The sequence below is a fragment of the Saccharopolyspora erythraea NRRL 2338 genome (assembly GCF_000062885.1).
Lineage (GTDB): Bacteria > Actinomycetota > Actinomycetes > Mycobacteriales > Pseudonocardiaceae > Saccharopolyspora_D > Saccharopolyspora_D erythraea.
In genome coordinates this window covers 2,302,684-2,321,242 of sequence record NC_009142.1, presented here as the reverse complement: position 1 = coordinate 2,321,242, position 18,559 = coordinate 2,302,684, and the positions used below count along the sequence as shown (strand labels likewise).

Below are 18,559 nucleotides of genomic sequence, written 5' to 3'. Positions count from 1 at the left end.
ACGGGGGTGATCAGACGGGCCGGATCACAGCGGACGCGGCAGCCGCTGGTCCACCGGGGCCAGCCCGAACGGCAGCGACGGCAGCGTCTGGTACCAGTACGCGGTCGACGAGACGTCGTTGTTGAGCTTGTTGGCGTGCCCGTGCTCGATGGTGACCCGGATCGAGCGCTCGAACACCACGGGGTCCTCGACGTGGAAGCGGTAGTAGGACACCTGGCCGCTCCAGTTCGGGCCTCCCGGCATGGTCAGCCCGTGGTAGGGCGCGTGGTAGGCCTGCGACGGGCACCAGGCGGTGTTCAAGTAGTCCTCGGTCCCGGTCCCGTGCAGGCGCGGCGGCCACGGCTCGCCGTCGATGAAGATCATGTCGTCGCCCTCCCCGTACCAGTTCCAGTCGCTGGTCTCGCGGAGGTTGTGGACGTTGAGCACGCAGCCCACGTAGTGGCCCCGGCCCTCGGCTTCCAGCAGCACGTAGTTGCCCGCGCCGTCGCGGTTGGTGCCGCCGAAGAGGTACTCGTCGTTGGTCTGGTCGCCCTGCTCGATGCCGTCGGTGGGGTTCTCCCTGCGCCACTGCGCGTGGAAGTAGCCCACCTCGGGATCGGCCTCGTCGTGCTGCTCGAAGTCGATGTAGTAGTAGAAGACGACCGGTTTGACGCTCATCTCGCTGACCAGCTCGAAGCGCGCCCCGGACGCGAAGGGCATGGCGAACCAGCAGTTGAAGCCCTTGCCGTCCTGCGGGCTCATCTGCAGCGGCGCGGAGACGAAGTTGCCGGTGCGGCCGTGGCCCATGCCGAAGAAGTCGCCCAGCGGCACCAGCACGCTGGGGTGCGCCGAGTCGTCCCAGGTGATCCGCAGCACCAGCCTGCGCAGGTAGTCGGCCTCCACCTCCTCGGGCTGACCGGCGTGCTCGACGGCCACGGTGCACCAGATGTGGGTGATCACGCCCGGCCCGCGGATGTCGGCCAGCTCGCGGGTCTGCCCCGGCTGGAGCCGGATCCGGTCGTCGTTGCCGCCGCTGGTGTCCCAGCTCGACACCCTGCCCCGCCTGCTGCGCCGCAACCTCGGCAGGTCCCGCAGGCTGCTCCCGAACGATCCGTACCCGGACATCGCCGTCCCTCCCCAGTCGTTGTGCCCGATCGTCGTGCCGTCGGCAATCGCTTGCGCGAGCGGCATGTGCCGATGATCACAAGGTAATCGGAGAACGACTCGCGACGCCCGGATTCTCCCGAATCCGGGTCCGAGATCCGCGAATCCCTCGAATGCGCGAATCCCTCGAATGAAGGCAGGAAGCAGCACGCGCGCGCCGCGGCTGATCACGCAGGGCGACTGGAGCCGCCCGTCAGCGGGTCGGCGGTTGGTAGCTCTCGATGCGGCGCAGCAGGTTTCGCACGCGCGCGGCGTAGAGCGGCGAGAGCGCGTAGCCGGGGTAGCTGGCGAACCAGGTCGCGCTGCCGAGGCTGACCGCGTCGGCGCCGGCCCAGAAGTACTCGCGGCAGTCGTCGAAGGTGCGGATGCCGCCGGTGGCGATGATCGGCAGCTTCACCCCCGCGTCGCGCAGCTCGGCCACCACCCGCAGGCCGATCGGCTTGATCGCGCGCCCGGAGAGCCCGCCGAAGCGGTTCTTCAGCAGGGGCTGACCTGTCTCGGGGTCCAGCCGCAGGCCCTTCACCGTGTTGATGGCGGTCAGCGCGGAGACGCCGTGCTTGGCGGCGAGCCGGGCGTGGGCCAGGTAGTCGTAGTCCGGCGACAGCTTGAGGATGACCGGGTGCGCGCTGCGCGGCACGGCCTCGGCCAGCACCGACTCGATGATGGCGTTGAAGTCGAAGTTGACGTTGTGGCAGGAGACGTTGAACTCCACGGCCGCGATGTCGCCTGCGGGCACCGCGTCGTTGATCTTGTCGATCAGCGTCACGAACTCCTCGGCCGAGAAACCGCCGACGGAGATGATCGTGTTCTGCCCGCGGGTGCGCGGGTAGTAGTCGCGCAGGTAGGCGTCGAGCCCGACGTTGCACCAGCCGAAGGCGTTGAGCCAGCCGCCGTCCACCTGCCGCAGCGCCTGCCCGTAGCGCTTGAGCAGCGCGGGCAGCTCGTGCAGCGGCCACTGGTCGCGGGTGGTGAAGTGGCCCTCGCGCGGCTCGACGGTCAGCGTCCGGGTGGTGACCGCGCCGAAGCGCTCCAGGGGCACGAACTGCGAGATCGGGCTCATGCCGTAGGGGATGAGCTTGGCGTTGGCGACCCCGTAGCCGAGCAGGCTGGACGAGGTCACCAGGCGGTTGCGCAGGTGGATGTCGCCGAGCCGGACGGCGGGTGCGAGGGGTTCGTCCCGGACCAGCCGTAGGTTGCGCTCTGGGGCCACGCTCACGATCTCCTCCTGCCTGCGCCGACGACCGGCACCGTGCGTCGTCGCGTCCCATTGTCCCCCACGCCGCGCGGTGCCTCACAGGCGCCATCCGCACACATGTCCTGTTCGATGGATTGACTTTCGAACACGAAGTGCGTTCGAATGCACTCGTGGAAGCAGCGGAGCGCTCACGCGCGATCATCGAACGCCTGCGGGCGGCGGAACGGGTCACCGTGGCCGAGCTCGCCGAGGAGACCGCCAGCTCGGAGATGACCATCCGGCGCGACCTCGACCTGCTCGCCGAGCAGGGCGTGCTGCGCCGCGTGCGCGGCGGCGCGGTCAGCCTGCTGCTGCGCGGCGAGGCGACGCCCTTCGCCGTGCGCGAGCGGGAGTCGGCCGAGGCCAAGCGCCGCATCGCCGCCGAGGCGGGCGACCTGCTCACCGACGGCGAGTCGGTGGTGCTCGACAGCGGCACCACGACGCTGGAGCTGGCCAGGGTCCTGGCGCACCGGCGCCTCACCGTGATCCCGCTCGACCTGCACTCGACCAACGCGCTCAGCACCGGACCGGGGGTCCGGCTGCTGATGCCGGGCGGGCAGACCCAGCCCGGCGAGCTGTCGTTCGTCGGGCACCTGACCGAGACGTCGCTGCGTGCGCTGCGCACCGACACCGCGGTGATCGGTGTCTGCGGTCTGTCGGTGCGGCACGGCCTCACCGCGCACGACCTCGCCGAGGTGCCGGTCAAGCAGGCGGCGATCGCCTCGGCGCGGCGCACCATCGCCGTGTGCGACGGCACGAAGTTCGGCCGCACCGGTCTGGGGCACGTCTGCGACGTCACCGCGCTGGACGTGGTGATCACCGACCGCTCCGCACCCGCCGACTCGATCGCCGAACTGGAGGCGTCGGGAGTGGTGGTGCGGGTTGTCTGAGACGCTCGCCGCCGCCCGTCCCGTCCGCGCCGAGCAGCGCGCCCGGTGGGCGTGCACGACCTACTTCGTGCTCACGGGCCTGACCCTGGCCACCTGGACCGCGCGAATCCCCGCGGTCAAGGGCGACCTGCGGCTGGACGACGCCCAGATCACGATCGCGCTGTTCGCACTCGCGGCCGGGACCGTGCTGGCGATGCAGTTCGTGGGCAGGCTCGCCGACCGCTTCGGCAGCGCGCGGGTCATGGTGCCCGCCGGGGTGCTGCTCGGACTGACCACGGCCGTGCTCGGCCTCGCGTGGAACGCTCCAACGCTCCTGGCCGGGCTGCTGCTGCTCGGCGTGTGGCACGGCACCGTTGACGTGACCATGAACGCGCACGCCGTCGAGGTCCAGCGCCACTACGGGCGGCCGATCATGGGGTCGTTCCACGGCATGTTCAGCGTCGGAGGTCTGCTCGGTGCCGGGCTCGGCGCCCTCGCCGCGCACTTCCAGCTCACCGCCGCGACAAACTTCCTGGTCGTCGGCATCGCGGTCACCGTGCTGGCGGCGGTGACCGGCCGGGCCCTGCTCCCCGCGGAGGAGCACCCGCCGCAGGAGAAGCCGAGCACGAGCCGGGGTGTGCCCGCGGCGATCCTCTTCCTGGGCGCGCTGGGCTTCTTCTGCTCGGTCGGCGAGGGGTCGGTGGCCGACTGGTCACCGCTGTACCTGCACGACACGCTGCACACCAGCGCGGCGGTCGCGCCCATCGGCTACGCGGTCTTCTCGGTGACGATGGCGGTGTTCCGGTTCCTCGGCGACCGGATGTCCACGCTGTTCGGGCCGGTCGTGCTGGTGCGCTGCTGCGGTCTGGTCGCCGGGATCGGACTCGGGACGGCGCTGCTGCTGCACCACCCGGTCGCCGCGATCATCGGCTTCGGCCTGTTCGGCGTCGGGCTGTCCTGCATCGTGCCGCAGGTGTTCAGCGCGGCGGGCAACCGCGACCCGCAGCGCCGCGCCCGCGACCTCGCCCAGGTGAGCACCCTCAGCTACGGCGGCCTGATGGCGGGTCCGGTGTTCATCGGACTGGTGGCGCAGGGTTTCGGCCTGGCGGTCGGACTGGCCATCCCCGCCGTGCTGGCGCTGCTGGTGGCGCTGTCCGCACCCGCGGTCCGGCCGCGCCGGGCGGGCTGAGGCGGCTCGGGCCGAGGCGGCCATCGTGCACCCCGCAGCCTGGATCCCGGCTGCCGGGCCGCTCGCCTCTGCGACGCCAGCCCTCGAGTCATAGCACCTCAGAAGAGGTGTGGGCCCGGCTGCGAAGACGCCTCCGAGCCGGGGTGACCGGGGCGTCTGGTCGGCCCGGGCACTTCCCCTACCCGGATCAACCGGTGCGTGCATCCGGAGCACGCACACCTCATACTAGAACTCGTGTTCGACTTCGTCCAGCCGGGCCCGCTCTCCCGGTCCGGCGACGACCGCCGGCTCCGGCCACCGCGGCCGGTGTGGGTCGACCTCGCCCGCCTGTACCCGCGGCCGGAGCGCGCCCGCCCGTTCCCCGAGGGGTGGGACGTGCAGGCGGTCGTCCCGGGCGACCTGCTGGCCTGGCGGCGCACCACCACCGGGACGTGGATCGCCGAAGTGCAGTACCGCATCCGCCGCGGCGACGACTCCGAGGGCGTCCGGCACACGGCGTGGATACCCGCCGAAGCCGTGCGGCCCCGCCACGACGCGCCCGCACGCAAGGACCAGTCCTGACGGCCGGCCCGCCTCCGCGATCAGGCGGTGGAGGCAGGGCCGGGCGGCAGGTGGACGGTCATGATCAGGTGGCAGGTCTCGGTACCCGAGCCGCGGTAGGCGTGCGGGGCGTCGCCGTCGAAGGTGGCGGTCTGCCCCGCTTCGACGACGCGCTCGACGCCGTCGACGACCAGGACCATCCGGCCGGAGGTGACGCTGACGGTTTCCACGACTCCGGCCTGGTGCGGGTGGCTGGGGTACTCCTCGTCCGGCTCGAGCCGCCAGCGCCAGACCTCGACCGGGGCCGAGCCCGAGGTCGTCAGCACGAGCCGGGCCTCGCCGCCCCGCTCTCCGGTCCACAGCGGCGCCACGGCGTCGGCGGCCACCACGCGGACGCGACCTTCGGGCGGCCCCTGCATCAGCGCGGACACCGAGACGCCGAGGGTGTCGGCCAGCCGGACCAGGGTGGCCAGGTTGGGGTTGCCCTGAGCGTTCTCCAGCGCCACCAGGGCACCCTTGCTGACCTGGGCGCGCCTGCCGAGCTCCTCCAGCGACAGACCGGCGCGGACGCGGGCCGCCCGGACGTTGTGCGCGACGGTCCGCAGGGCTGCGGCTGTCTCGGCCACCTGATCACATCCTCACAGTGGACCATTGCGATGAACCGCTCGGTCGGTTGGTTAACTCGGCTCGGTCGTTATGTTGTACGGTCTGGTCGTTCGAATGAATGTTAAGGGATGTTCTACAAGCGGCGTGAGCCGCTTGCGGTGCGGGACTCAGCCGGCGCCGCCGCGGGTTCTCAGAAGCCCTTCTCGCGAGGACAGCGCCGACGTGTGAATCGGGCATTCATGATGTCGGCGCTCCCGGAGCGAGAAGGTTTCTGAGGTTCCGCCACCCACACCGCTACGCAAACCACCTCTGAACAATTCCTTTAGGGATGTGCCGTGATCGCTCTGCTGCTGGCCCTGGGCAGCTCGCTCGCCTACGGGTGCGCCGACTTCCTCGGCGGCCTCGGAGCCCGCAGGGCTCACGTGCTGCGCACCGTGATGATCGCGGCCCCGGCGAGCCTCGCGGTCGAGCTGCTGCTGTGGCCGTTGCTCGGCGCCTCGTTCAACGCCGCGGTCCTCGGCTGGGGTGCCGCGTCGGGTGTCGCCTCGGCGGCCGCGTTCGCCCTGCTCTACCGGACCCTGGCGATCGGCCCGATGAACGTGCTGTCGCCCGTGACCGCGCTGGTGTCCGCCGCGCTGCCCGTGGCCGCGGGTCTGCTGCAGGGCGAGCACCTCGCGGCCGCCGGACTTGTGGGGCTGCCGCTCGCGCTGGTGGCGGTGGTGCTGGTCAGCGCCGGACACGGCGCGGGCTCGACGCGCCCGTCATCCTCCGCGCTGCTGCTGGCCTTCGGTGCGGGCACCGCCATCGCCCTGCAGTTGATCTGCCTGCACCAGGCCCCGGCCGACAGCGGAGTGGCTCCGCTGATCGTGGGCCGGGCTGTCTCCTCGGCGATCAGCCTCGCCGCGGCGGGGCTGATGCGGCGCAGGCTGGGCTCGGAGCGGCCCGCGTACGCGATGTCGGCGGCGGCCGGCGCCCTGGACTCCGTGGCGAACCTGCTGTTCCTGCTCGCCGCCCGCGGCGGGGACCTCACCGTCGTCGCCGTGATCGTCGCCCTGTACCCGGCCGGCACGGTCCTGCTCGCCCGCGGCGTGCTCGCCGAACGCATCCACCGCGGCCAGCTCGTCGGCCTGGGCACCGCCGCCGTCGCCGTCAGCCTCCTCGCCGTGACCTGAGCAAGCCCCTACCCCGACCAAGGAGAACAGCATGCTGGTTCAGCCCTGGGACGCCGGCCTGGACGAAGCCGAGTGGCAGATCTGGATCGCGCAAGGCCACGACTTCGGACAGCTGAGCGTCAACGGCCTGCCCGGCCACCCGCCCGTCACCGTCCCCACCCACTTCACCTGCGACGGACAGCACCTGCTGATCCACCTCGCCCGGCCGAACCCGGTCTGGAAAGCGATCGAGCAAGACCCGAACGTCGTGTTCACCGTTGTCGGCGACTACGCCTTCATACCTGGTCCTTGGCGCGCGAAGGCCGGCACCGCGCCCCGCGACGGTGTTCCCACGAGCTACTACACGGCGGTCCAGTTCACCTGCCGCGCCGACATCGTCGACGACCCCGAGGCCAAGGCCGAGCTGCTGCGCCGCCAGCTCGCCCACTTCCAGCCCGAAGGCGACCACGCCCCCGTCGCCGTCGGCCAGCCGCCCTACGGCCGGATGCTGTCCGGTATCCGCGGCCTGCGCCTGGAGGTCACCGAAGTGCTGGCCAAGTTCAAGTACGACGACCAGAAACCCGTCGAGCACCGCACCGCCGTCGCCGACCGGCTCACCACACGCGGCCAGGGCCTCGACGTCCCCACCGCGCGCCAGCAGCGCCGCCGACTGGACCGCATCGGTCCCTGGAAACCCTGACCAACCCCTCGACAAGGACCCCGCATGCCCGCTTTCCGCCTCGCGTCCGCCGTCGCAGAAGCATTTCCCGACACCCTGATCGCCGTGGTCACCGCCACGGGCCTGCGCGGCGGCGAACCCTGGCCGCAAACCGCCGCCCTGCTGGAGGAACTGGAGCAACAGCTCGCCGACGGCACCTGGCAGCCCGCCGACGAGACCGACCCCCGCATCGAGGCATGGCACACCGCCTACCGCTCGTTCGGCACCAACCCCCGCCGCACCCGCCCCAGCGTCGACGCGCTCGGCCGCCGCCTGGCCAAGAGAGGCACCCTGCCTCGCATCAACCCGGCCGTCGACTCCTACAACGCCGTTTCCGTTCGCCACGGCCTGCCCGCCGGCGCCTTCGACCTGGACCACGTCACCGGCGACGTCGTCATCCGACACGCCGACGGCACCGAGTCCTTCACCCCGCTCGGCGAACCCGGCACCGTCGAGAACCCCAGGTCGGGCGAGGTCGTCTACACCGACGCCACAGCAGTCCTGACGCGCCACTGGAACCACCGCGACGCCCACCGCACCCGCGTCACCGAGGACTCCGCGCGCGTCGCCTTCGTCCTCGAAACCCTCCACGCCGACCGCGACGGCCACCTCCTCGAAGAAGCCGCGAACGAGCTTCAGAACCTGCTCGCCCCGCATTCCGAACAGATCGCCGTGCATCACCTCAGCCCGGCGCAGTCCCAGATCACCGCCTGAGACCGCCCCGGGTCGCCCTTCTCAGGAGAGCCGCGCGGGCTCCTCGACGCGCACCGGGGTGAGCCAGTGGCGGTAGCGCTCGTCCTCGCCGTTGACCACAGCCGTGAACGCCGCCGAGATCTTGCCGCTGACGCGGCCCGTGGCGGGCAGTTCCCGGTCGTCGACCGAGCGGACCGGCACGACCCCGGCGGCGGTGCCGGACATGAAGACCTCGTCGGCCGCGTAGAGGTCGGCGCGCAGCAGGCTCTCCCGGCGGACGGTGAGGCCCAGGTCGCCTGCCAGCCGGAGGACGGTGTCCTGGGTGATGCCGGCCAGCGCCCCGGCCGACGACGGCGGCGTGCACACCACGCCGTCGCGGACCACGGCGTGGCGGTGGCGCCCGGCAGCCTGTTCTCCTGCGACCAGCGCTACCGCGACCACCTGCGCCTCAGCTTCGCGCTGCCGCCCGAGCTGCAGGACCGGGCCGTGAGCGGACTGGCCAAAGCGTGGGCGCGGCGGTGACACCTCGACGCGCGTGGGGCGTACCCCAGGGCCACACCCCACGCGCGCGACGCCGGTGCACCGACGGCCGCGACGCGCAGGCACCATCCGGAGCAGCACATCTTCGGGCAGCGCGGGAGCGGAGCACAGGAATCCGGCTACCGGTCCAGCAGGCTCACTGGAACGCGCCGAGATGACCGAGCGTCACGTGAGTTCGAACCCAGGCACTCAGCCTGCGAACGGACCGTCGTCGCCGAAAACCAGCTCGGCGAAGCGCTCCCCCACGCGCCGGTGACCGGCCGGATTCGGGTGCAGTTCGTCGGGCAGGGGCAGCTCGGCGAAGTCCCGTTCGCCGTAGAGCGAGCGGCCGTCGAGGTAGTGCAGGTTCGGGTCGTCGGCGGCTCGGCGCTCGACGATGCGGGCGAGTTCGTCGCGGATGACGTTGAGCGTCAGCCGACCGCCGGCTACGTCGGCGGGGTCGCCCGTTGCCCGGAACCGCAGGGCGGGAGCGCCCGGGTCCAGCGCCCCGGGGCCAGGGGTGTCCTCGTGGATCGGGCACAGGATCGGGGACACGACCAGCAGCGGAGTGGTGGGATGCCCCTCGCGGATGGTGTCGAGGAAGCCGTGAACCGCCGGGACGAAGGCCCGCAGGCGCATCAGGTCCGAGTTGACCACGTTGATGCCGATCTTGACGCTGATCAGGTCCGCGGCGGTGTCCCGCATGGTCCGCGCGGTGAACGGGTCGAGCAGGGCGTTGCCGCCGAACCCCAGGTTGACCAGCTCCACCCCGCCGCGGGAGGCGGCCAGCGCAGGCCAGGTCTCGGTGGGGCCACCCGCGGTGGAACCGTGGCTGATCGAACTGCCGTGGTGCAGCCACACCCGGCGGCCACGGTCCGGTGCCGGCTCAGCCGGGGCGTCGGTGCGCAGCGCCACCAGCTCGGTGATCTCGGTCTGCGGCAGCCAGATCTCGACGTCCTTGTCACCGGCGGGCAGCCCGGTGAACCGTGCGGTGCCGGGCGGGCCGGGCCGGGTGGTCGCGGACAAGGTGGCCATGTCGACGACGCGGACGTTGCCGCCGGGCACGCTGGTCCGCCCGGCCGGACGGCCGTCGACGACCAGGTCGTACAGCCCGTCGGCGAGGGTCGGGCCGCCCTGGTAGGCCGTCTTCGTGGGCAGCACGTCCAGCTCGATGGCGGTGGCGCGGGTGCGCAGCGCCAGCCGCACGCCCGAGGGCTGGGCGGCCACCGCGGCCAGGTACTCGTCGGGGAACTGCTCGCGAGCCCAGGAGGGCAGCCGGTGCGGCAGCACGCCGTGCGCGGTGCGTTCCAGCTCGACGGCGCCGCGCAGCACATCCGGCCCGATCGGGGTGGTGATCCAGTCCGTCACCTAGCCTCCTGGACGCCGTCGAGCGAGAGGTTCATGATCACAGCGTCCCAACCGGGCAACCGATACGCACGCGAATTTCGCACCTCGCAGAACGCATCGGGGCGCTGCCGGGCGGCTTCGGCCTCCGCCCTGCGCTCTCAGTCCTGCTCGGCGTCCAGCCTGCGGCGCAGCTCGCGGAGCTCGCGCATCGCCGCCACCGCGTGCGCCCCGTCGGTCGCCTGGATCGCCATGATCGGCACGTACTCGTCCTCCGGCAGCTCCAGCCGCGCCCACGGCGCGCCGTCGGGGAAGCTGACCGCCTGGACCAGCTCCCAGCGGTAGCGCTGGGTGCCGATGATGTTGCGGACCTCGATGCCGGCGCTGTCGGCGCGCATGCGCGGCCGGGTCAGCAGCATCACGCCTGCCGCCAGCAGCAGCCCCAGCACGGCCATCGACACCTGGTCGGAGACCTGGAACGTCACACCGGTCGGCGTGTTGCGCAGCAGCGTGCCGACCACCGCGAAGGTCACGACGAGCACGACGGCCACCGGGATCGCCACCCGGCGGATCTTCTTCGGCCGGACCTCCACCGACCCGACCGCGGCCGCGTTCACAGGAAGCCCCGCCCGTTCTCGAAGCCGCGCAGCTCGCGCAGCACCAGCGCGGTCTCCAGCGCCGCCGCGGTCGCCTCGAAGCCCTTGTCCTCGGCCGAGTCCTCGAACCCGGCGCGGGCCAGCGCCTGCTCCTCGGTGTCGCAGGTCAGCACGCCGTTGCCGACCGGGGTCGACTCGTCGAGCGAGACCCTGGTCAGGCCCGCGGTGACCGAGTCGCACACGTACTCGAAGTGCGGGGTGCCGCCGCGGATCACCACGCCCAGCGCGACCACCGCGTCGTGCTGGTGGGCCAGCTGCTGGCACACCACCGGCAGCTCGATCGAACCCGGCACCCGCACCACCGTCGGCTCGGCGACGCCCGCCTCGCTCGCGGCCGCCAGGGCGCGTTCGAGCAGCCGGTCGGTGATCTTGGCGTGCCACCGGATCGCCGCGATCCCCAGCCGCAGCTCACCCGCCTGCGGTACCGACGCCTGCGGTCGACCCTCTCCGCTCATGCCGTCACTCCCGCCTCGCCGCCGAGCGAGGAGTCCTCGCCGTCCTCCAGGTCGTACAGCTCGTGGCCCATCCGGTCGCGCTTGGTCTGCAGGTAGCGCAGGTTCTCCGGGTTCGGCCGGATCGGCAGCGGCTCGCGGCCGACGACCCGCAGCCCGTAGCCCTCCAGGCCGACGCGCTTGGCCGGGTTGTTGGTCAGCAGCCGCATCGACTTGATGCCCAGGTCGCAGAGGATCTGCGCGCCCTGGCCGTAGTCGCGGCCGTCGACCGGCATGCCCAGCGCGACGTTGGCGTCGACGGTGTCGGCGCCGTCGTCCTGCAGCTGGTAGGCCTGCAGCTTGTGCATCAGCCCGATGCCACGGCCCTCGTGCCCGCGCATGTAGAGCACGACGCCGCGCCCGGCCTCGGCGACCTTCTCCATCGCCGCGGCCAGCTGCGGGCCGCAGTCGCAGCGCAGCGAGCCGAGCACGTCGCCGGTCAGGCACTCCGAGTGCACTCGGACCAGGATGTCCTCGCCGTCGCCGATGTCGCCGTAGACCAGCGCGAGGTGCTCGATGCCGTCGAGCGTGCTGTCGTAGCCGACGGTGCGGAACGTGCCGTGCGCGGTGGGGATGCGCGCCTCGGCGACCCGCACGACCTGCTGCTCGAACCGGCGCCGGTAGGCGATCAGGTCGGCGATGGTGATCAGCGCGAGGTCGTGCTCGTCGGCGAAGACCTCCAGCTCGTCGCGGCGGGCCATGTCGCCCTCGCTCTTCTGGCTGACGATCTCGCACAGCGCGCCGGCCGGGCGCAGCCCGGCGAGCCGGGACAGGTCCACCGCCGCCTCGGTGTGGCCCGGGCGGCGCAGGACACCGCCGTCGCGCGCCCGCAGCGGCACCACGTGGCCCGGTCGGTTGAGGTCGTCGGCGGAGGAGTCGGCGTGGGCCAGGACCTTGAGCGTGTGCGCGCGGTCGGACGCCGAGATGCCGGTGCTGACGCCCTCGGCCGCGTCGACGGTGACCGTGTAGGCGGTGCCCTTGCGGTCCTGGTTCCAGTGGTACATCGGCGGCAGGTCGAGCCGGTCGCAGTCCTCGCCGGTGAGCGCCACGCAGATGTAGCCGGAGGTGTAGCGGACCATGAACGCCACCATCTCCGGCGTCGCCATCTCGGCGGCGAAGATCAGGTCGCCCTCGTTCTCGCGGTCCTCGTCGTCGACGACGATCACCGGGCGTCCGGCCGCGATGTCGGCCAGTGCGCGCTCGATGTCGTCGAACTTGTGTGTGCTCACCGTGTTCGTGCCCTTGCCTTCGGGGTGCACCTCGTGCTGGTTCACCACGTCCGCCCCCTGCTGCCCCCATTGTCCCCCGAAAGCGGGGAAGCTCCACGGCCCAGGTCCGCCAACTGCGCCTGCGCGAGCCGTTCCACGTGCTTGGCCAGCACGTCGACCTCGATGTTGACCTCGTCACCAGGGGCCCGGAAGCCAAGCGTGGTGAGCTCCTTGGTGGTGGGGATCAGCGCGACGCTGAACGACTCCTCGCCCGCCTCCACCACGGTCAGCGACACGCCGTCGACGGTGATCGAGCCCTTCTCCACCACGTAGCGGGAGAGCCGCGCGGGCAGGTCGAAGCGGGTCAGTCCGTCGGCCTCGGCGGAGCGCAGCACGGCCGTGCCGTCGACGTGGCCCTGCACGATGTGGCCGCCGAGCCGGTCGCCGAGCGCCATCGCGCGCTCCAGGTTGACCCGGTCGCCGACGCCGACGTGCTTGAGCGAGGACCGGCGCAGCGTCTCGGCCACGACGTCCACCGTGAACGCTCCTTCGAGGACGTCCACGACGGTCAGGCACACGCCGTTGACCGCGATCGAGTCCCCGTGGCCCGCATCCGAGGTCACCACCGGGCCGGCCACGGTGAGGCGGCTGCCGTCGGCCAGCGGCTCGGCGGCGGTGACGGTGCCGAGCTCCTCCACAATCCCGGTGAACACGGGCTCCTCCTACTCCTGCGCGACCGGCACGGCGCTGACGCGCACGTCCGGGCCAACCATCGTGACCTGCTCCACGTGCAACCGGAACGCCTGCGAGATACTTCCCACTCCGGCGTCGCCGAGGGCCGCGCGGCCCGAACCGAGCAGCGCGGGAGCGATGTAGCCGAGCACGCGGTCGATCCGCCCGGCCGCGGCGAAGGCCCCGGCGAGCACGGGCCCGCCCTCCAGCAGCACGTCCACCGCACCGCGGCCGGCGAGCTCGGCCAGCACGGTGTCCGGATCGGACGCCGGCAGCAGGAGCGTCTCGGCGGTGTCGTCGAGCACGCGCGCTCCCGCCGGAACGGGCCGGTTCCCCACCACGACGCGCAACGGCTGGTGCTCGTGCAGGCCGCCCTCCGGCGTCCGGGCGGTCAGCTGCGGGTCGTCGGCCAGCACGGTGCCGGTGCCCGCGACGACGGCGTCCATCCGCCGCCGCAGCTCGTGGACCTCGGCGCGCGCCTCGGGGGAGCTGATCCACTTGCTGGTGCCGTCGGCCGCCGCCGAGCGACCGTCCAAAGTGGCCGCGTACTTCCACGTCACGTGCGGCCGTCCGGTCCGGGCGAAGTGCAGCCAGGCGCGCAGCGGGCCGGACTCGGCCTCCTCGGCGAGCAGTCCGCTGTGGACCTCCACGCCCGCCGCGCGCAGGATGTCGGCGCCGCCCGCGGCGACCGGCATCGGGTCGCTGACCGCGTGCACGACGCGGGCGACCCCGGCCGCGAGCAACGCGTCGGTGCAGGGCGGGGTGCGGCCGGTGTGCGAGCAGGGCTCCAGCGTCACCACCGCCGTGCCGCCCCTGGCCCGCTCGCCCGCTTCACGCAGGGCGACGACCTCGGCGTGCGGGCCGCCGGGCGGCCGGGTCGCGCCGATCCCGGCGACCGCACCGGCGGCGTCGAGCACGACGCACCCGACGGGCGGGTTGGGGCTCGTCGTGCCGCGCACGCCCTCGGCCGCGCCGATCGCGGTGCGCATCGCCGACGACAGCGCCGCCTCCGAGCCCGTCCCGCCCACCGGGCTCACAGCCCGGCGTGCGCGTTCGCGAAAGCCGGGGCCGCCTGGCCCCGCAGCGCCTCGACCGCCTGGGCGGGGTCCCCGGCGCCGTAGACGGCCGAGCCCGCCACGAAGCAGTCCACACCGGCCTCGGCGGCCTGCTCGATGGTGTCGGCGTTGATGCCGCCGTCGATCTCAACGACGAGGTTGAGGTGACCGGTGTCGACCAGCTCGCGGGCCTTGCGCACCTTGGTGAGCACGTCGGCGATGAAGCTCTGGCCGCCGAAGCCCGGCTCGACCGACATCACCAGGAGGGTGTCGTAGTGCTTGAGCACCTCGACGTAGGGCTCCAGCGGAGTGTTCGGCTTGATCGACAGACCCGCCTTGGCCCCCGCCGCGCGCAGGTTCTTGGCCAGCATGACCGGGTCCTCGGCGGCCTCGACGTGCACGGTGACGTTGTAGGCGCCCGCCTCGGCGTAACCGGGGGCCCAGCGGTCGGGGTCCTCGATCATCAGGTGGCAGTCGATCGGGATGTCGGTGGCCTTCAGCAGCGACTTCACCACGGGCAGGCCGAGGGTCAGGTTCGGCACGAAGTGCGCGTCCATCACGTCGACGTGCAGCCAGTCGGCGCGGTGGCCGGGCTCGCCGTTGACGGCGGCCATCTCGTCGGCGAGGCGGGCGAAGTCGGCGGAAAGGATGGAGGGCGCGATCATCGGCTGGTTCGACACATGCGGGAGTGTAAATGCCGCTTCCCGGGCACTCCTCCGGTGCCTGCCGGCGGCGCCGGGACCTGGTCCCGCCCGCCTCTTCCGCCACAGCCGCCGGCGCCCGGGCACCGGCCTTCGCGGCGGGTCAGCCCCTCGCCGCCGCCCGCTTCCGGACCACGTAGTAGGCCCCGACCAGCACCAGCAGGAACGGCACGCCCGCCTTCCACGCGGTGTTGAACTGCTCGGTGAACGGGGTGGTCAGCAGCACGGCCGCCACGAACACCATCACCAGCACGGTCGTCACCGGCGTTCCCGGCAGCCGCACCGGCGACGGCGGCAGTCCCTCCGCCGCCCGCCGCCTGCGGAACGCCAGCTGCGTGGCCAGGATGAGCAGCCACACGATCAGCGCGCCGAACAGCGCCAGCCCGAGCATCATCGGGAACGCGGTCTCCGGCGAGAACACCGAGATCGCCGCCGCAAGGGCCAGCCCCACCGCCGAGAGCAGCAGCGCCCGGCGCGGCGCGCCGTTGGCGCTGAGCCCGGTGAACCACTTCGGCGCGTAGCCGTCCCTGGCCAGCGAGTAGGTCATCCGCGCGGTGACGTAGAGGTTGGTGTTCATCGCCGAAAGCGCCGCGGTGAGCACCACGAAGTTCATGATCCCCGCCGCGGCCGGGATGCCCGCCGTCGCGAAGAGCCGGACGAACGGGCTCTGCGTGACGTCGTCCTCGGTGGACACCTGGTTCCAGGGCAGGATCGAGACCACCACGAGCATGCCGACGACGTAGAACAGCGCCAGCCGCAGCACGGTGCCGCGCGCCGCGCGGGGGACGTCGCGGCCGGGATCGCGGGACTCCGACGCGGTCAGCGCGACGGCCTCGGTGCCGAGGTAGGAGAAGGTGACCACGGTCAGCGCCAGCCACACCGCGCCGATGCCGTTGGGCAGGAAGCCGTCGTGCTCGGTCAGCGCGCTCACGCCGACCGGGGCGTGTCCGGGCAGGCCGAAGACGATGTAGGTCAGCCCGAGCAGGATGAACACCACGATCGTGACTACCTTGATCATGGCGAACCAGTACTCGAACTCGCCGAAGTAGCGCACCGCCGAGGCGTTGACCGCCAGCATGACCGCCGAGAACACCACCACCGGCAGCCACAGCGGCATCTGCGGGTACCAGAACTGCACGTAGAGCCCGGCTGCGACTACCTCGCTGCCGATGTTGACCACCTGCGCGGCGAAGTACATCCACCGCTGCACGAAACCGGCCAGGCCGCCGAGGTAGCGCTGCGCGATCGGGCCGAAGCCGCCCGCCTCCGGGTGCACCACGATCATCTCGGCCAGCGCGTAGGCCAGCGCGAGCGCGGCGAACGCGGCCACGGCGTAGGCGATGATCACCGCAGGACCGGCGATCGAGATCGCCAGCCCCGAACCGAGGAACAGCCCGGTACCGATCGCACCGCCGACGGCGATCATCCCGACCTGGCGGCCGGAGAGATCTCTGCGCAGACCGGACTGCTCGTCCGATTCGGTCACGGCCTTGCTCACGGGTGCCGCCTTCCTCGTTCGCGGTGAGGCGCCGAGCGCCTGCGGTGCGCCGAGGACTGTACCGGCGGGTTGTGACGGATCGGTCTCGCCCGGACGCCGGTCCGCGCACACCTCTCGCGGCCGCGGGGCCGGGGTCAGTCGCGCGGCAGCTCGAGCGAGATCGGGGTGCCCTCCTCGACCGCCCGGCTCACCGTGCACAGCCGCTCGATCGCCCGCTGCACCGCGTCGACGAGCTTCGCGCGCTGCCCGGCGTCCTCGATCGGGCTGAGGTCGACGTCGAAGCGCACCTGGACCTCGGCGAACTTGTGCGGGTCCTCCTCGGTCTTGGTGCGGTCGGCGTGCACGTCCAGCGTGGCCGACTCGCCGAGCCTGCGGATCAGCATGCTCTCGCTGGTCACCGCCGAGCAGCCCGCGATGGCCGCCAGCAGCAGCTCTCCCGGGGTGAAGGCACCGGGCGCGCCGTCGCGCCCGATCGTCACCTCCGCGCCGCGGTCGTTGGTCGCGGTGAAGGTGTGCTTGCCGGTGCGGCGCACTTCGACCGGTGTGGATGACATTCGGCCCCCTCTTGTCGGGTTGCGGTGGTTCCGCGTGCCGGATGCGGTTGTCCGCACCGCCTGCGCGGGTGATCGTCACACGAGCACCGCACGGCGCCGGCAGGTGCCGTGCGGAACCGTGAACGTCCAACATCAGCCGCCGCGCCGATGTTCCGCACCGAGGTGGGGCCACGACCACGACGACGTCCGAAGGGCCGGCGCGCAGGCCGTCGCCCGGCGTGGGCGCGCTGATCGCCGTGGCGGTGCTGGTCTCGGCCGGCCCGCTCGCGCTGACCGTCGCCGGGGCGTGGCTGGTGTTCGGCGCCGTGGTGCACCTGCTGCCGATCCGCTCCGGACCAGCCGGGTGAGAGCGCACCCCCCGGAACTCCGGGGGCGGTGGGTCCGACAATCTGGGTGTGAACTGTGAAAGCTGCCGGATCTCGATCTCGGCGCGGCTGGACGGCGAGGACGGGACCGCGCCCGACGAGCAGGTCGACGCCCATCTGGAGAGCTGCGCCGCGTGCCGGGCGTGGCAGGCCAAGGCCGCGATGCTCACCCGGGGGCTGCGGGTCCGCCCCGCGAGCCCGACCCCCGACCTGGTCGACGCGGTGCTCGCGCACGCCCCGCGCCGGCGCCACCGGGCGGTGCCGCGCGTCGCGCTGGCCGTGGTCGCGGTGGCCCAGCTCCTGCTCGGCGCCCTGCAGATGCTCGGGCTCGGTCCGCACGCCCACCACGGCATGAGCGCCCACCTGTTCAACGAGAGCACCGCGTGGAACCTCGCCGTCGGTGCCGGGCTGCTCTGGGCCGCGGCCCGCACCCGCGCGGTGTCCGGGATGCTGCCCCTGCTGAGCGTGTTCCTGGTGGTGCTGACCGGCTTCTCGCTGCACGACCTGATGGCCGGTGTCGTGTCGGTGGAGCGGGTGGCCTCGCACGGCCTGATGCTGCTGGGGCTCGGTCTGCTCTACACCGTGCACCGCACCAGCAGCGGTGGACACCCCGGCGGCGCTACCGCCGACGACTCCGACGAGCACACCGGGCTCTCCGGTCCCCGCACCGATGTCCCGGGCAGGACGGCGGCGTCCGGTCGCCCGCCGCTGCGGCCCACGGCGCAGGACCGCCGGGCGGCATGATGTCGGCGATCCCGGAGCCGGAGGACGCCTGAGGTTCCGCCACCGGAACCGCCAGGCGAACCGCCTCCGGAAAACCCTCAGTCCTCGTCCTCGCCGATGTCCTCGTGCCACAGCCGCGGGTTGGCCGCGATGAAGTCGGCCATCATCTCGACGCAGCCCGGGTCGTCGAGCAGGACGACCTCCACGCCGTGCTCGGCCAGCCAGTCGTGGCCGCCGTGGAAGTTGCGGGCCTCGCCGATCACCACCCGGCTGATGCCGAACTGGCGGACCAGACCGCTGCAGTACCAGCACGGCGAGAGCGTGGTGACCATCGTCGTCCCGGCGTAGGAGCGCTGCCTGCCCGCGGCGCGGAACGCCGAGGTCTCCCCGTGCACCGACGGATCGCCGTCCTGCACCCGCCTGTTGTGCCCCCGCCCCAGCACCTCGCCGTCCCGGCCGACCAGCGCCGCGCCGATCGGGATCCCGCCTTCGGCCGCGCCCGCGCGGGCCTCGGCCACCGCGACGGAGAGCCACTCGCGGAAGTCGGCTTCGGACGGTCGCTCCGGCATC

The 18,559-nt window shown here is 72.4% G+C and carries 23 protein-coding genes; 9 read left to right on the top strand and 14 right to left on the bottom strand.

Annotated elements, in window-relative coordinates:
• Positions 1-24 precede the first annotated feature (24 nt).
• A complete protein-coding gene (locus SACE_RS10450; protein WP_011873578.1) occupies positions 25-1,104 on the bottom strand; it encodes a glycoside hydrolase family 172 protein in 1,080 nt (359 codons plus the stop codon).
• 232 nt (positions 1,105-1,336) lie between these two features.
• A complete protein-coding gene (locus SACE_RS10445) occupies positions 1,337-2,359 on the bottom strand; it encodes a beta/alpha barrel domain-containing protein (RefSeq protein ID WP_009942984.1) in 1,023 nt (340 codons plus the stop codon).
• Between the two features lie 149 nt (positions 2,360-2,508).
• Between SACE_RS10445 and SACE_RS10440 the strand changes: the two genes are divergently transcribed.
• From SACE_RS10440 to SACE_RS10430, 3 genes are all read left to right on the top strand, one after another.
• The gene (locus SACE_RS10440; protein WP_009942985.1) at positions 2,509-3,267 is read left to right on the top strand and encodes a DeoR/GlpR family DNA-binding transcription regulator; all 759 of its coding nucleotides are present in this window, start codon (positions 2,509-2,511) and stop codon (positions 3,265-3,267) included.
• A complete protein-coding gene (locus SACE_RS10435) occupies positions 3,260-4,435 on the top strand; it encodes an MFS transporter (RefSeq protein WP_009942986.1) in 1,176 nt (391 codons plus the stop codon). The genes SACE_RS10440 and SACE_RS10435 overlap by 8 nt, the downstream gene beginning before the upstream one ends.
• A gap of 234 nt (positions 4,436-4,669) precedes the next feature.
• On the top strand, positions 4,670-4,996 hold the full coding sequence (locus tag SACE_RS10430) for a hypothetical protein (protein WP_009942987.1): 327 nt from the start codon (positions 4,670-4,672) through the stop codon (positions 4,994-4,996).
• Between the two features lie 20 nt (positions 4,997-5,016).
• Here the strand turns inward: SACE_RS10430 and SACE_RS10425 are convergent, their stop codons facing one another.
• The gene (locus SACE_RS10425) at positions 5,017-5,601 is read right to left on the bottom strand and encodes a helix-turn-helix domain-containing protein (protein WP_009942988.1); all 585 of its coding nucleotides are present in this window, start codon (positions 5,599-5,601) and stop codon (positions 5,017-5,019) included.
• Positions 5,602-5,916: 315 nt separating this feature from the next.
• Between SACE_RS10425 and SACE_RS10420 the strand changes: the two genes are divergently transcribed.
• Genes SACE_RS10420 through SACE_RS10410 form a run of 3 tightly spaced genes read left to right on the top strand, consistent with a single transcriptional unit; the run spans position 5,917 to position 8,164 of the window.
• Positions 5,917-6,753: an EamA family transporter gene (locus SACE_RS10420; RefSeq protein ID WP_009942989.1), complete on the top strand. Its 837-nt coding sequence runs from the start codon at positions 5,917-5,919 to the stop codon at positions 6,751-6,753.
• A gap of 31 nt (positions 6,754-6,784) precedes the next feature.
• Complete coding sequence (locus SACE_RS10415) at positions 6,785-7,432, top strand: FMN-binding negative transcriptional regulator (protein ID WP_009942990.1); 648 nt, start codon at positions 6,785-6,787, stop codon at positions 7,430-7,432.
• A 24-nt stretch (positions 7,433-7,456) separates the two neighbouring features.
• The gene (locus tag SACE_RS10410) at positions 7,457-8,164 is read left to right on the top strand and encodes a B3/B4 domain-containing protein (RefSeq protein WP_009942991.1); all 708 of its coding nucleotides are present in this window, start codon (positions 7,457-7,459) and stop codon (positions 8,162-8,164) included.
• Between the two features lie 21 nt (positions 8,165-8,185).
• Here SACE_RS10410 and SACE_RS38655 read toward each other — a convergent pair whose 3' ends face one another.
• The gene (locus SACE_RS38655) at positions 8,186-8,527 is read right to left on the bottom strand and encodes an aminotransferase class IV (protein WP_009942992.1); all 342 of its coding nucleotides are present in this window, start codon (positions 8,525-8,527) and stop codon (positions 8,186-8,188) included.
• Positions 8,528-8,530: 3 nt separating this feature from the next.
• Here SACE_RS38655 and SACE_RS39710 point away from each other — a divergent pair, with 3 nt between their 5' ends.
• Positions 8,531-8,665, top strand: coding sequence for a hypothetical protein (locus tag SACE_RS39710; RefSeq protein ID WP_009942993.1), 135 nt, complete (start codon positions 8,531-8,533; stop codon positions 8,663-8,665).
• A 207-nt stretch (positions 8,666-8,872) separates the two neighbouring features.
• Here the strand turns inward: SACE_RS39710 and SACE_RS10400 are convergent, their stop codons facing one another.
• The 9 genes from SACE_RS10400 to SACE_RS10360 all read right to left on the bottom strand — a co-directional run bounded on the left by SACE_RS10400 (position 8,873) and on the right by SACE_RS10360 (position 16,901).
• Positions 8,873-10,030 (bottom strand): GDSL-type esterase/lipase family protein, encoded by a 1,158-nt coding sequence (locus SACE_RS10400; RefSeq protein WP_009942994.1) that lies wholly within the window; start codon positions 10,028-10,030, stop codon positions 8,873-8,875.
• Positions 10,031-10,167: 137 nt separating this feature from the next.
• Positions 10,168-10,623, bottom strand: a complete 456-nt coding sequence (locus tag SACE_RS10395; RefSeq protein ID WP_009942995.1) for a PH domain-containing protein — start codon at positions 10,621-10,623, stop codon at positions 10,168-10,170.
• Complete coding sequence (gene ribH, locus SACE_RS10390; RefSeq protein WP_009942996.1) at positions 10,620-11,117, bottom strand: 6,7-dimethyl-8-ribityllumazine synthase; 498 nt, start codon at positions 11,115-11,117, stop codon at positions 10,620-10,622. Before ribH ends, SACE_RS10395 begins: the two co-directional genes overlap by 4 nt.
• A complete protein-coding gene (locus SACE_RS10385) occupies positions 11,114-12,412 on the bottom strand; it encodes a bifunctional 3,4-dihydroxy-2-butanone-4-phosphate synthase/GTP cyclohydrolase II (protein WP_044547844.1) in 1,299 nt (432 codons plus the stop codon). Before SACE_RS10385 ends, ribH begins: the two co-directional genes overlap by 4 nt.
• Before the next feature lie 11 nt (positions 12,413-12,423).
• On the bottom strand, positions 12,424-13,074 hold the full coding sequence (locus SACE_RS10380) for a riboflavin synthase (protein WP_011873574.1): 651 nt from the start codon (positions 13,072-13,074) through the stop codon (positions 12,424-12,426).
• A 9-nt stretch (positions 13,075-13,083) separates the two neighbouring features.
• Complete coding sequence (gene ribD / locus SACE_RS10375; RefSeq protein WP_037305750.1) at positions 13,084-14,082, bottom strand: bifunctional diaminohydroxyphosphoribosylaminopyrimidine deaminase/5-amino-6-(5-phosphoribosylamino)uracil reductase RibD; 999 nt, start codon at positions 14,080-14,082, stop codon at positions 13,084-13,086.
• Between the two features lie 44 nt (positions 14,083-14,126).
• On the bottom strand, positions 14,127-14,813 hold the full coding sequence (gene rpe, locus SACE_RS10370; RefSeq protein ID WP_009943000.1) for a ribulose-phosphate 3-epimerase: 687 nt from the start codon (positions 14,811-14,813) through the stop codon (positions 14,127-14,129).
• Positions 14,814-14,952: 139 nt separating this feature from the next.
• Positions 14,953-16,347: an amino acid permease gene (locus SACE_RS10365; protein ID WP_009943001.1), complete on the bottom strand. Its 1,395-nt coding sequence runs from the start codon at positions 16,345-16,347 to the stop codon at positions 14,953-14,955.
• Between the two features lie 134 nt (positions 16,348-16,481).
• The gene (locus SACE_RS10360; protein WP_009943002.1) at positions 16,482-16,901 is read right to left on the bottom strand and encodes an OsmC family protein; all 420 of its coding nucleotides are present in this window, start codon (positions 16,899-16,901) and stop codon (positions 16,482-16,484) included.
• Positions 16,902-17,119: 218 nt separating this feature from the next.
• Between SACE_RS10360 and SACE_RS39705 the strand changes: the two genes are divergently transcribed.
• On the top strand, positions 17,120-17,248 hold the full coding sequence (locus SACE_RS39705; protein ID WP_009943003.1) for a hypothetical protein: 129 nt from the start codon (positions 17,120-17,122) through the stop codon (positions 17,246-17,248).
• Positions 17,249-17,296: 48 nt separating this feature from the next.
• Positions 17,297-18,010: a zf-HC2 domain-containing protein gene (locus tag SACE_RS10355; RefSeq protein WP_009943004.1), complete on the top strand. Its 714-nt coding sequence runs from the start codon at positions 17,297-17,299 to the stop codon at positions 18,008-18,010.
• A gap of 77 nt (positions 18,011-18,087) precedes the next feature.
• Here SACE_RS10355 and SACE_RS10350 read toward each other — a convergent pair whose 3' ends face one another.
• Positions 18,088-18,558 (bottom strand): nucleoside deaminase, encoded by a 471-nt coding sequence (locus tag SACE_RS10350; RefSeq protein WP_009943005.1) that lies wholly within the window; start codon positions 18,556-18,558, stop codon positions 18,088-18,090.
• Position 18,559 lies beyond the last annotated feature (1 nt).

Bases quoted from the DNA above. Each gene is read 5' to 3' on its own strand.
- SACE_RS10350 (WP_009943005.1), bottom strand. From the start codon at position 18,558: ATGCCGGAGCGACCGTCCGAAGCCGACTTCCGCGAGTGGCTCTCCGTC.
- SACE_RS10415 (WP_009942990.1), top strand. From the start codon at position 6,785: ATGCTGGTTCAGCCCTGGGACGCCGGCCTGGACGAAGCCGAGTGGCAG.
- SACE_RS10410 (WP_009942991.1), top strand. From the start codon at position 7,457: ATGCCCGCTTTCCGCCTCGCGTCCGCCGTCGCAGAAGCATTTCCCGAC.
- ribD (WP_037305750.1), bottom strand. From the start codon at position 14,082: ATGCGCACCGCGATCGGCGCGGCCGAGGGCGTGCGCGGCACGACGAGC.
- rpe (WP_009943000.1), bottom strand. From the start codon at position 14,813: ATGATCGCGCCCTCCATCCTTTCCGCCGACTTCGCCCGCCTCGCCGAC.
- SACE_RS10450 (WP_011873578.1), bottom strand. From the start codon at position 1,104: ATGTCCGGGTACGGATCGTTCGGGAGCAGCCTGCGGGACCTGCCGAGG.
- ribH (WP_009942996.1), bottom strand. From the start codon at position 11,117: ATGAGCGGAGAGGGTCGACCGCAGGCGTCGGTACCGCAGGCGGGTGAG.
- SACE_RS10360 (WP_009943002.1), bottom strand. From the start codon at position 16,901: ATGTCATCCACACCGGTCGAAGTGCGCCGCACCGGCAAGCACACCTTC.